The organism is Streptomyces cinnamoneus (assembly GCF_014650495.1).
Taxonomy (GTDB): domain Bacteria; phylum Actinomycetota; class Actinomycetes; order Streptomycetales; family Streptomycetaceae; genus Streptomyces; species Streptomyces cinnamoneus.
The window spans coordinates 309,359-320,846 of record NZ_BMVB01000008.1; the positions used below are offsets into that span (position 1 = coordinate 309,359).

Below are 11,488 nucleotides of genomic sequence, written 5' to 3' on the forward strand. Positions count from 1 at the left end.
GCGGTCATCCCGAACAGCGAAGGATTGGGTAGCCAGTGCTCCTGAAAACCTTTGGTTGGTCGTTCGCCATCACGGCGGCCGGCCTGGCCTTGGCCGGCGTTCTCTGGGGGTGGCAGGGGCTGGCGATCGTCGCGATCCTCTCCGTCCTGGAGATCTCGCTCTCGTTCGACAATGCGGTGATCAACGCCGGAGTCCTCCGGAAGATGAACGCCTTCTGGCAGAAGATCTTCCTGACGGTCGGCATCCTCATCGCCGTCTTCGGCATGCGGCTGGTCTTCCCCATCGTGATCGTCGCGATCACCGCGAAGCTCGGCCCGATCGAGGCCGTCGATCTCGCGATCAACGACAAGGACCGCTACGAGGAACTGGTCACCGCCGCCCACCCGGCCATCGCGGCCTTCGGTGGCATGTTCCTGCTGATGATCTTCCTGGACTTCATCTTCGAGGACCGGGACATCAAGTGGCTGGCGTGGCTGGAGAAGCCGCTGGCCCGGCTGGGCAAGCTGGAGACGCTCTCCACGGTCGTCGCCCTGGTCGTCCTGCTCGTCACCGCCACCACCCTCGCCACGGCCGTCCCGGTCCACGACGGCGTCGGCACGGTCGACAAGGCCACCACGGTGCTGCTGGCCGGCATCGGCGGTCTGGTGACCTACCTGATCGTCGGCGGCATCTCCGGCTTCTTCGAGGACCGCCTGGAGCAGGAGGAGGAAGAGGCCGAGGAGGAGGCCGCCCAGAAGGCGCCCGCCAAGGGCGGCAACGGCACGGTCGTCGGACTGGCCGGCAAGGCCGCGTTCTTCCTGTTCCTCTACCTCGAAGTCATCGACGCCTCGTTCTCCTTCGACGGTGTCATCGGTGCCTTCGCCATCACCAACGACATCTTCGTCATGGCGCTGGGTCTCGGCATCGGCGCGATGTACATCCGTTCGCTGACGGTCTTCCTCGTCCGCAAGGGCACCCTGGACGACTACGTGTACCTGGAGCACGGCGCGCACTACGCCATCGGCGCGCTGGCCGTCATCCTGCTGATCACCATCAAGCACGAGATCAGCGAGGTCGTCACCGGCCTGATCGGCGTCGTGCTGATCGGTCTGTCGTTCTGGTCCTCCGTCGTCCGCAACCGCAGGGCGGCCGCCTCCGGCGACGGCCCCGACGCGAAGGCCGAGGTCTCCTCCGGGGTGTGACCCCCGCACATTTGAGGAACGCTCTCACCGGGGCGGTCACGAGGATCATCCTCGCGGCCGCCCCGTGGCATGTGTGCTCGCACGGGTGGGGGTTACGGCAATGGCGATATGGGAGAAGCTCTTCGGGAATTGGGGGAGCGCCGCCGCGCGCCAATTCGACGGCAGCGGCACCAACGGCGCGGTCGAACTGACCAAGCGCCGTCCCACGTTTTCGCTGACCAAACAGGGTGCGGTCACCGGCAACCTGCGCGTCAACCTGTCCTGGCGCATGCGGACCTCGGACTTCAACGAGCGCCCCTCGTTCGGCGCCGGGCTGCGCCATCCGCTGCGCAAGTTCACCCCGCAGGTCGTGCAGGCGCAGGGACCCGCCATGGTCAACGTCGACCTCGACCTCGCCTGTATGTACGAGCTGCAGGACGGTTCCAAGGGCGTAGTGCAGCCGCTCGGGAACATACTGGGCAGCGTCAACGCCCCGCCGTATGTTCAGCTCAGCGGCGACGACCGCTTCGGGTCGGGGTCGGGCGAGACGATCTACATCAACATGGACCACCGGGACGAGTTCAAGCGGCTGCTGGTCTTCGTCTACATCTACGACGGCACCCCCGCGTTCGACCGTACGCACGCGCTGGTGACCCTCTACCCGGGCAACGGGCCGCGCCTGGAGGTCGCGCTCCACGAGCGGGCGCCGGAGGCCCGCTCGTGTGCGGTGGTGCTCATCGAGAACGTCAAGGGCGAGATCATCGTGCGCCGCGAGATGAAGTACGTCTACGGCTTCCAGTCCGAGCTGGACCGGCTCTACGGCTGGGGGTTGCAGTGGGGGCGGGGGTACAAGAGCAAGGTGTGAGCGCGGGGCCGCCCGGTGCGGGGGCGGCCCCGGCGTCAGCGGCCCGGCTGGAACTGCGGCTGGAACTGCGGGCCCTGGGGCGGCAGCCGGAAGGCCGGGTCGGGCACGGGCTGCTGCGGCGGGTAGCCGTAGGAGGGCTGCGGCGACTGCGGCGTCTGGTGCTGCTGCGGGTAGCCGTAGGACGGCTGGGCGGCCGGTGCCGGCGGGTACTGCGGCGGATAGCCGTAGGACGGCGGGGGCGTCTGCGGCGTGGGGCCGGGCAGGGGAACGGACTGCGAGGGCGGCGGGACGACGGGCGGCGTGGTGGGCGGCGGCGGGTAGCCGTAGCCGGACGCGGGCTGCGGCGCGGGAGCCGGTGCGGGCGAGCGGCCCGGAGCCGGTGCGGGCGTCGCCGTCGTCACGGCCTCGGGCGCCGCCTCCGGGGCGGTCGTCGGCTCGGCGGCGTCGGCCGCCTGCGGTCCGGCGGCACCGGCCGCCTCCTCGGACTCGTCGACCGAGATGCCGAACTCCGTGGCCAGCCCCAGCAGGCCGGAGGCGTAGCCCTGCCCGAGCGCGCGGAACTTCCAGCCGTCCCCACGCCGGTAGAGCTCGCCGCAGAGCATGGCCGTCTCGTCGCCCGTCTCCGCCCGCACGTCGAAGCGCGCGACGGGGGCGACGTCGGTCGTCGTCCCGGCACCGCCGTGCGCCGTGTCGTACAGCAGCACGCACAGGTCCCGGACGAGCCCGAAGGGGCCGCCGTCGGCGGAGGCGGCGAGCACGACGCGGGACACGGAGGCGTCCAGCGCCGACAGGTCGGCCTCGACCGAGTCCGTCGCCCCCTCGACCAGGCGCTTCTTAGGCAGGTGCCGGACCAGGCCGGAGGGGTGCCGGGGCTGGTTGTAGAAGACGAAGTCCTCGTCCGAGCGCACGCGGCCGTCCTCGCCCAGCAGGAGGGCGGAGGCGTCCACGTCCGGGACGCCCGGGCCGGGAGTCCAGCGCAGTACGGCCCGCACGGTCGGGGTGTCCAGCGGGATGTTCGACCCCTTCAGCATCGCGTGCGTCATGCCCGCAATCCTGCCTTCCCGTGCCGCCCGCGGACAACGCAGGGGGGTGGGGAGGTACCCGGGCGGTACGCCGGCGCTTACCGGATGGATCCATGCAGGTCATGGGCTTTTAACGGACTTGGGGAACTCTTGACCCACCCCCGGACGTACGATAATCGGCCACACTTCCGTGCCGGCCCGGCCGGAGGCGAGGCGCCCAGGCCGTGGCATTCGGGGAGAGCAATGAGGCATTTCGGACACCTTGCGCCTGCGGTGCGGAGTGGGCTGTTCCACAAGGAGCCGGGCGAGTTCGACGCCGGCTCCCCGGCCCGCACGCTCGCCGTCGCCCTCGGCGCCACCCTCTACAGCCCCGGCACCCGGGCCACCCTCGCCCAGGACGTCCGCAAGCAGGCCCGGCGCGGCGTGGTCTCCATGGTGCTGTGCCTGGAGGACTCCATCGGCGACGCCGACGTCGTGGCCGCCGAGGAGAACCTGGTGCGGCAGTTCGCCGAGCTGGCCGCCGGCGAGGCGGCCGCGGCCGCGGAAGGCGGTGGCGGGCTGCCCCTGCTGTTCATCCGGGTCCGCGAGCCCGCGCAGATCACCGACCTCGTGCGGCGGCTCGGCCCCGCCGGGCGGCTGCTGTCCGGGTTCGTCCTGCCGAAGTTCACGGAGGAGCGCGGGCTGCCGTTCCTCGAAGCCCTCGCCGAGGCGGAAATCGCCTGCGGACGGCGGCTGTTCGCCATGCCTGTCCTTGAATCACCCCAATTGCTCCACCTGGAGACCCGCACCGAGACCCTCGCCGGCATCGCCCGGGCCGTCGACAAGTACCGCGACCGCGTGCTGGCCCTACGACTCGGAGTGACCGATTTCTGCTCCGCCTACGGGCTGCGCCGGGCACCCGACATGACCGCCTACGACGTCAAGATCGTCGCCTCCGTCATCGCCGACGTCGTCAACGTCCTCGGCCGTGCCGACGGCAGCGGCTTCACCGTCACCGGGCCGGTCTGGGAGTACTTCCCGCAGCCCGAGCGGATGTTCAAGCCCCAGCTGCGCCGCAGCCCCTTCGCCGGTCCCGCCGAGGCCCTGCGCACCGCGCTCATCGAGCACGACATGGACGGCCTCCTGCGCGAGATCCAGCTCGACCGGGCCAACGGCCTGCAGGGCAAGACCTGCATCCACCCCTCGCACGTCGCGCCCGTGCACGCGCTGTCCGTGGTCAGCCACGAGGAGTTCAGCGACGCCGAGGACATCCTGCGGCCGGAACGCGACGGTGGTGGAGTGTTGCGCTCCGCCTATACGAACAAGATGAACGAAGTGAAGCCGCACCGTGCCTGGGCCGAGCGGACCATGCTGCGCGCCGAGGTGTTCGGCGTCGCGCGCGAGGACGTGAGCTTCGTGGAGCTGCTGTCCGCGGGACTGCAGGACGTGTGAGCGGGCGCAGGAGCGGGCGCATGAGCGGACGTACGAGCGGATGTATGAGCAAGGGAACAACTGACGTGGTGTGGTCGGGGCAGTGGGTCGCGGAACGGCTCGGCGCCGGGCTGGAGGGCGACCCCCGGCTGCCGGAGCTGCTGGGCCTGGCGCTGCGGCGCAATCCGAAGCGGGCCCATCTGCTGGTGTCCAACGTGCTGGGCAAGCACGTGCCGCAGCGGCCCTCGGTCGTGTACGAGGCCGGCGCGGGCCTCGGCCGCCGCGTGCGGGCCCTGCTCGGGGACGCGGCCGCCGCGCGTGCGGTGGTCCTCGGCTACGCCGAAACGGCCACGGGCCTGGGCCACGCGGTGGCGGACGGCCTCGGCCTCGCGCCGTACCTGCACTCCACGCGCCGCGAGGTGCCGGGCGTCGCGCCGGTGGGCGGCTTCGAGGAGGAGCACAGCCACGCCACGTCGCACCTGCTGCTGCCGGAGGACCCGGACCTCCTGGCCGGCGACGGCCCGCTCGTCCTCGTCGACGACGAGTTCTCCACGGGCCGTACGGTCCTGAACACCGTCGCCGCCCTCCACGCCCGTTTCCCGCGCGAGCGGTACGTGGTCGTGGCGCTGGTCGACATGCGCAGCGCGCGGGACCGCGCGCGGCTGGACGAGTTCGCGGCGGAGCTCGGCGCGCGCGTGGACCTCGTGGCGCTGGCCACGGGGACGGTGGCGCTGCCGGAGGGCGTGCTGGAGCGGGGGCGCGAGCTGGTCGCGCAGTACGAGGCGGAGGCCGTCTCGGCACCGCCGGTCGCCCCGGCAGGGGCTGGTTGCCGCTGCGGCGGGGGGGAGCCCCGGTTGCGGGAAGGGGCGGGTCAGGGGCCTGTCTCCCGCCGCGACGGCGTTCCGCCACACGCGTGCGGCCCGGCGGTGCCGGACCGTGTGAACCTCCGCTGGCCCGGCCGCCTTCCCGACGGCGGCCGGCACGGCTTCACGCCCGCTCACCGGGCCCGCCTGGAGGCGGCCCTGCCCGCCATGGCGGCCCGCGTCCGCGAAGCCCTCCCCCAGGGCGCCTCGCGCATCCTCGTCCTCGGCAACGAAGAGCTGATGTACGCGCCCCTGCGCCTCGCACAGGCGCTGGAGGACCGGCTGGGCGCGGGCGTCGACGTCCGGTTCTCCACCACCACCCGTTCCCCCGTCCTGCCCGTCGACGACCCCGGCTACGCGATCCGCTCCCGGATCGCCTTCCCGGCGCACGACGCCCCCTCCGACGGCCCCGGCGAGCGCTACGCCTACAACGTCGCCGCCGCCGACGGCGGCCCCGGCTTCGACGCGATCGTCGCCGTCGTCGACTCCGCCGGCGACACCCCCGCCCTGCACGCCCCCGGCGGCCTGCTCGACCGGCTGGCCGAGCACACCGGGCACGTGCTGCTCGCCGTCATCCCCTCCTACGTCCCCGGCCACCGCACCCCCGACCGACAGGCGGCAGTCTCCATGCCCGAACCGCTCCGCGGCCCCGCGTTCTCCTCGTACGAGCCGGAGGAGGTCGGCTGGCTGCTGCAGGACCTCTCCGGAGTGGAGCTCGAAGCCCCCACCGAGGAGCGCGAGGAGGCCATCCAGAGCGGCGGTGCGCACTACGCGGAGTCGCTGCCGGTCGAGTACCAGCCCAGCGACGACTACCAGGCGCTCTTCCACTCCGCCCTCGACGCCTCCGCGGCCCGCGTCGCCCGGGCCGTCGGCGCCGTCACCGAGGCCGTGCTGGCCGAACGGACGCCCCGCCCGGTCCTGGTGTCGCTGGCCCGCGCCGGCACCCCGGTCGGCGTGCTGATGCGCCGCTGGGCGCGCCACGTCCACGGCCTGGACCTGCCGCACTACGCCGTCTCCATCGTGCGCGGCCGTGGCATCGACCCCAACGCCCTGCGCTGGCTGGCCGCCCACCACGACCCCGCCGACGTCGTCTTCGTCGACGGCTGGACGGGCAAGGGCGCCATCACCCGCGAACTCGCCGACGCCCTGCGGGCCCACGAGGACGAGCACGGGGGCCCCGGCTTCGACCCGCGCCTCGCGGTGCTCGCCGACCCCGGCCACTGCGTGGAGACCTACGGCACCCGCGACGACTTCCTCATCCCGTCCGCCTGCCTCAACTCCACCGTCTCCGGCCTCGTCTCCCGCACGGTCCTGCGGGCCGACCTCGTCGGTCCGCACGACTTCCACGGCGCGAAGTTCTACCGCGAGCTGGCCGGTGCCGACGTCTCGCGCTCCTTCCTCGACGCCGTCACGGCCCGCTTCGCCGAGGTCCGGGAGGACGCGGCCCTCGACGCCAAGGAGATGGCCGCCTCGGACCGCACCCCCACCTGGGCCGGCTGGGCCGCGGTCGAGCGCATCAGCGAGGAGTACGGCATCCACGACGTCAACCTCGTCAAGCCGGGCGTCGGCGAGACCACGCGCGTCCTGCTGCGCCGCGTCCCCTGGAAGATCCTCGCCAAGCGGGGCGCCGGGGCCGACCTCGACCACGTGCGGCTGCTGGCCGCACAGCGCGGCGTTCCGGTGGAGGAGGTGGAGGGCCTGCCGTACAGCTGTGTGGGCCTGATCCACCCCCGCTACACCCGCGGCGCCACCGGCGCCGACGGCACGGCGGTGGCCGCACAGTGACCACCGCACGCACCCTCGTCGCCAGCGACCTCGACCGCACCCTCATCTACTCCACGGCCGCGCTGTCCCTGTCCATGCCGGACGAGCGGGCGCCGCGCCTGCTCTGCGTGGAGACGTACGAGCAGAAGCCGCTCTCGTACATGACGGAGACCGCCGCCGCGCTCCTCGGCGAGCTGGCCCGCACCGTCACGTTCGTCCCCACGACGACCCGCACCCGCGAGCAGTACGAACGCATCCATCTGCCCGGCCCCGCCCCCGAGTTCGCGATCTGCGCCAACGGCGGGGAGCTGCTCGTGCGCGGCGAACCCGACCCCGGCTGGCGGGCGCAGGTGCACCGCACGCTGGCCGCCGAGTGCGCCACGCTGGAGGAGGTCCACGAGCGCCTGCTGCGCACCGCCGACCCGGCCTGGCTGCTCAAGGCCCGTACGGCGGCGGACCTCTTCGCCTACCTCGTCGTCGACCGGGACCTGCTGCCCGCCGAGTGGGTCAAGGAGCTGGCGGTCTGGGCCGGGGACCGCGGCTGGACGGTGTCGCTGCAGGGCCGCAAGGTCTACGCCGTGCCGCGGCCGCTCACCAAGAGCGCGGCCGTGGCGGAGGTCGCGCGCCGCACGGGTGCGCCCCGGGTGCTCGCCGCCGGCGACTCGCTGCTCGACGCCGACCTGCTGCTGGCCGCCGACCGCGCCTGGCGGCCGGGCCACGGGGAGCTGGCCGACGCCGGCTGGACGGCACCGCACGTGACCGCGCTGGCGGTGCGGGGCGTGGCGGCCGGCGAGGAGATCGTGCGGGCGTTCTCGGAGGGCTAGTCTCGAAGGGCTGCGTCACCGGTTCAACTCCGTTGCCCTCAACGAGGAGATCACGTGCCCGAGACCGTGCCCCAGACCGTGCCCGAGACGAAGAACCTCCCGCTCACGCCCGAGCTGTACGCGTACGTACTGGCCCACAACCCCGCGCTCGACCCCGTGCAGCAGGCGCTCGTCGAGTCCACCCACGCCCGTTTCCCCGACGACGCGATCAAGCAGGTGGCCCGGGAGCAGGCTTCGCTGCTGGCCTTCCTCGTCCGGCTCACCGGCGCGCGGCAGGTGGTGGAGGTCGGGACGTTCACGGGGCTGTCCGCCCTGGCCATGGCCCAGGCGCTGGCCGACGGCGGCAGGCTGCTCACGCTGGACGTCTCCGAGGAGTGGACGGCCCACGCCCGCGAGGCGTGGGCCAAGGCGGGCGTCGCCGACAGGATCGACCTGCGGATCGCCCCGGCGATCGAGACGCTGCGCGCCCTGCCCGCCGAGCCGCACATCGACCTGGCCTTCGTCGACGCCAACAAGGACGGCTACATCGACTACTGGGAGGAGATCGTGCCCCGGCTGCGCCCGGGCGGGCTGCTGGTGGCCGACAACGTCCTGTTCGGCGGCCAGGTCTCCGACCCGGCCGTCACCGAGGGCCTGGCCGTGCACATCCGGGCGTTCAACGAGCACGTGGCCGCGGACCGGCGCATGGAGTCGGTCATGCTGACGGTCGCGGACGGCATCACCCTGGCGCGCCGGGTGGACTGACCCCCGGTGCAGGTGCGGCCGCGGCCTCAGCCGCAGCAGCCGCCCCCGCAGCATCCGCCGCCGCCGGCGGCCGGCCGCGGGGCCGCGGCGGCGGCACCGGTCACGGCGACGGTCGACAGCAGCTTCACGGTGTCGCCGTGGCCCTCGGGGCAGACGGCCGGGGCCGAGGACTCGGCCATGGGCCGGTTCAGCTCGAAGGTGTCGCCGCAGGTCTTGCAGCGGTATTCGTAACGAGGCATACGCGCAGCATACAAATCCGCCCGCGCGCCGGCCCCGGGCTGCACGCGTCAGCCCTGGCCCGCACCGCGCTCCGTACGGATCTCCTGCACCACCCGGGCCGCCGACTGCCGCACGGCCTCGGTCTCGGTCAGGAAGTGCCACCAGTCGGGGTGGCGTCCCTCCAGCCCCCCGACCGCCCGCTCCAGACGGGCCACCGCCTCGTCGAGCGGCCCGGCGTGCCGCGGGTCGGGCGTGCTGCGCCCGGCCATCGCCAGCCGCTGGGCGTCGCGGAGGGCGAAGCGGGTCCGCTCGACCTCCTTCTGGTGGTCGAAGGCCACCTCGTCCAGCCGCCGCAGCCGGTCCCCGGCGGCGGTGACGCCCTCGTCGGCGGTGTTCAGCAGCGCCCGCACGGTGCTCAGCAGCGACGTGGCGTCGGCCCAGCGCTGTGCGTCCCGCGCCGCCCGGGCCTCGGCCAGCCGCTGCTCGGCCTGGGCGACCGCGTGCCCGGTCTCCTCCGGGATCTGCTGGAGGTCCTGCCAGCAGGCGGCGCTGTAGCGGCGGCGCAGCTCGCTGAGGACGGGGGCGACGCCCGCCGCGCGGGTGGTCAGCGCCTGGGCGCGGGTGCGCAGCGAGACGAGCCGCTTGTCGATCTCCGCCGCCCGCTGGGGCAGCTGCTCGGCGTCGTGCCGGATCGCCTCGGCCTCCCGCTGTACCCGCTCGGCGCGCAGCACGGTCTCCTGGACGCCGTGCTGCCCCGCGCCCTGGTTGAGCTTGGTCAGCTCGGGGGCGAGCGCGGCGAGCCGCGCGGCCAGGTCGTCGGCCCCGAGCCCGGTCGCCCGGGCGGCGTCCAGGGCGTCGCTGGCGGCGAGCAGGCCCTGGCGGGCCCGCTCGACGGCCGGGGCGACCTGGGTCAGCTGGTTCTCGGCCCGGGTCAGCAGGGGGGCGAGGCCCTGCCCGAAGCGGTCGAGGTCGGCCTTGGCGCGGACGAGCTCGTCCTTGGCCTTCGCCAGGTCGGTGCGGGCCCGCTGGGCGGCGGAGGACTCCAGGTCGTCGCGGTCGAGGTCGTGGGCGTCGACGGCCGTGATGTAGGCGGCGGAGACCTCGTCTATGCGGCGCCCGAAGGTCTCGAAGTCGGCGGCCGCCTTGCGGGCGGCGGGGGAGGAGTCGACGGCGGTGATCGTCTCGATGGAGATCCGCAGCTCGCGCTGGGCGGTGTCCAGCTCGTAGAAGGCCGCGGCGGCGGCGTCCTTCGCGGCCTGGGCCCCGGCCCGCTGGCTCTCCCCGCGCCCCCAGCCCCAGCGGCGGGTGCCACCCCCGGTGAAGGCGGCGGGCGCGGCGGCCGCGGCGGCGGCGAGGAGGGGAAGGGGCAGCAGGACGAGCGCGAGGGTCTCGCGGGCCGCAGCCGTCACCGTACGTGCGAAGGTCCCCGTCACTTGCCCTCTCCCGATGGATCGCCCCAGGCCCGGGTGTCATTCTCCCACCCGGCGCGGGCGAACACACAGGGCGGTCAGCCGGTGCTCCGCACGTCGATGGCGCCGTTGTTGCTGCGCGCGGCCACGGCGGGACGGGCGGCGCTGTCGCGGGGGACGTCCACGCTGACCTTGCCGTTCTGGGAGTCGGCGTCGACCTTGTAGGGGGCGCGGGGCAGGTCGATGCGGATGGCGCCGTTGGTGGTGCGGGTGGTGACGGTCTCGGGCACGGAGGTCAGGCCGAGGCGCACGGCACCGTTCGTGCTGGTGGCGGAGACCGAGCGCGAGGCGACGTCCCGCACGTCGATCCCGCCGTTCGTCGAGCGCAGCTCCAGCGGTCCCTTGGAGCCCCGGACGTCGATCGCCCCGTTGGTCGAGGTGACCTTCATGCCCGTCTCGAAGCCGCGTGCCGAGACGGAGCCGTTGGTGTCGTCGACGGTGACGGTGACGCCGCGCGGCACCTCGATGCGGTGCTTGGCCTCGCAGTCGGCGCTGATGCCGTCGCACTTCATCCGCAGCCTGAGCGTCTTCCCGTCCTCCTTCATCTCCCAGGTCGTCCCCGCCGAGCCGCCGATCGTCCACCCGTCGAACCACCGGGTGACCTTGATCTCCTTGCCCTCGCCGGCCGCGGGCACGAGCTCGATGCGGGAGTTGTCCGAGTCCACGACGAGCTCGCGCCCGCCGATCGTGAACGACTTGCTCTCGGGCGTCGCGTCGTCCACGTCGGCCGTGCCGCACCCGGTCAGCGTGGCCCCGGCGATCAGGGTCCCGGCGACGAGGGCCGGGATGCGGACGACGCGGGAGGCGCGGGCGACCATGGGGATCTCCGTTTCGGGGGGTGGAAGCGCGCCCGACGAGCGCGGTGCGGGAAGCCGCTCCCCGAGCCTAGGGTCGCCGTGATCACGGCGGTATCCCACCTGCTACCGGTTCGGGGGTGGGGTTAACCCCACCCCCGGACGTCCCCCGGTCCGCGCCCGGCCTCCCGCCCCGGCCTCCGCCCGGCCTCCCGCCCCGGGTTTGCGAGGACCAGGGTGGGGCAAGGTACGCTGTCCTTTCCTTCCAGGGCGCATAGCTCAGCGGTAGAGCGCCGCTCTTACAAAGCGGATGTCGGCGGTTCAAATCCGTCTGTGCCCACCAGCGCGAAGGCC

General features: G+C 73.3%; 10 protein-coding genes and 1 tRNA gene. 7 read left to right on the forward strand and 4 right to left on the reverse strand.

Features of this window, described 5'->3' with window-relative positions; translation table 11 throughout:
- The first annotated feature begins 35 nt into the window (after positions 1-35).
- Both IE182_RS15085 and IE182_RS15090 read left to right on the forward strand, forming a co-directional pair.
- Positions 36-1,181, forward strand: coding sequence for a DUF475 domain-containing protein (locus IE182_RS15085; protein WP_190110297.1), 1,146 nt, complete (start codon positions 36-38; stop codon positions 1,179-1,181).
- A 100-nt stretch (positions 1,182-1,281) separates the two neighbouring features.
- Complete coding sequence (locus IE182_RS15090; RefSeq protein ID WP_190110298.1) at positions 1,282-2,025, forward strand: TerD family protein; 744 nt, start codon at positions 1,282-1,284, stop codon at positions 2,023-2,025.
- A 35-nt stretch (positions 2,026-2,060) separates the two neighbouring features.
- Here the strand turns inward: IE182_RS15090 and IE182_RS15095 are convergent, their stop codons facing one another.
- Positions 2,061-3,068 carry a TerD family protein gene (locus tag IE182_RS15095; RefSeq protein WP_190110299.1) on the reverse strand — a complete coding sequence of 336 codons (1,008 nt, stop codon included), beginning with the start codon at positions 3,066-3,068 and terminating at the stop codon, positions 2,061-2,063.
- Positions 3,069-3,290: 222 nt separating this feature from the next.
- Here IE182_RS15095 and IE182_RS15100 point away from each other — a divergent pair, with 222 nt between their 5' ends.
- The 4 genes from IE182_RS15100 to IE182_RS15115 all read left to right on the forward strand — a co-directional run bounded on the left by IE182_RS15100 (position 3,291) and on the right by IE182_RS15115 (position 8,652).
- Complete coding sequence (locus tag IE182_RS15100; protein WP_190110300.1) at positions 3,291-4,478, forward strand: HpcH/HpaI aldolase/citrate lyase family protein; 1,188 nt, start codon at positions 3,291-3,293, stop codon at positions 4,476-4,478.
- 44 nt (positions 4,479-4,522) lie between these two features.
- On the forward strand, positions 4,523-7,105 hold the full coding sequence (locus tag IE182_RS15105; RefSeq protein ID WP_190110301.1) for a phosphoribosyltransferase: 2,583 nt from the start codon (positions 4,523-4,525) through the stop codon (positions 7,103-7,105).
- Complete coding sequence (locus IE182_RS15110) at positions 7,102-7,908, forward strand: HAD family hydrolase (RefSeq protein ID WP_190110302.1); 807 nt, start codon at positions 7,102-7,104, stop codon at positions 7,906-7,908. The genes IE182_RS15105 and IE182_RS15110 overlap by 4 nt, the downstream gene beginning before the upstream one ends.
- Positions 7,909-7,986: 78 nt before the next feature.
- Positions 7,987-8,652: an O-methyltransferase gene (locus tag IE182_RS15115; protein WP_190110367.1), complete on the forward strand. Its 666-nt coding sequence runs from the start codon at positions 7,987-7,989 to the stop codon at positions 8,650-8,652.
- Positions 8,653-8,678: 26 nt separating this feature from the next.
- Here the strand turns inward: IE182_RS15115 and IE182_RS15120 are convergent, their stop codons facing one another.
- The 3 genes from IE182_RS15120 to IE182_RS15130 form a co-directional block, all read right to left on the reverse strand.
- Complete coding sequence (locus tag IE182_RS15120; protein ID WP_190110303.1) at positions 8,679-8,891, reverse strand: FmdB family zinc ribbon protein; 213 nt, start codon at positions 8,889-8,891, stop codon at positions 8,679-8,681.
- A 48-nt stretch (positions 8,892-8,939) separates the two neighbouring features.
- Positions 8,940-10,304: a hypothetical protein gene (locus tag IE182_RS15125; RefSeq protein ID WP_190110304.1), complete on the reverse strand. Its 1,365-nt coding sequence runs from the start codon at positions 10,302-10,304 to the stop codon at positions 8,940-8,942.
- 74 nt (positions 10,305-10,378) lie between these two features.
- On the reverse strand, positions 10,379-11,158 hold the full coding sequence (locus IE182_RS15130; RefSeq protein WP_190110305.1) for a DUF4097 family beta strand repeat-containing protein: 780 nt from the start codon (positions 11,156-11,158) through the stop codon (positions 10,379-10,381).
- A 244-nt stretch (positions 11,159-11,402) separates the two neighbouring features.
- Here IE182_RS15130 and IE182_RS15135 point away from each other — a divergent pair.
- Positions 11,403-11,477: transfer RNA gene (locus tag IE182_RS15135), tRNA-Val, on the forward strand.
- Positions 11,478-11,488: the final 11 nt, after the last annotated feature.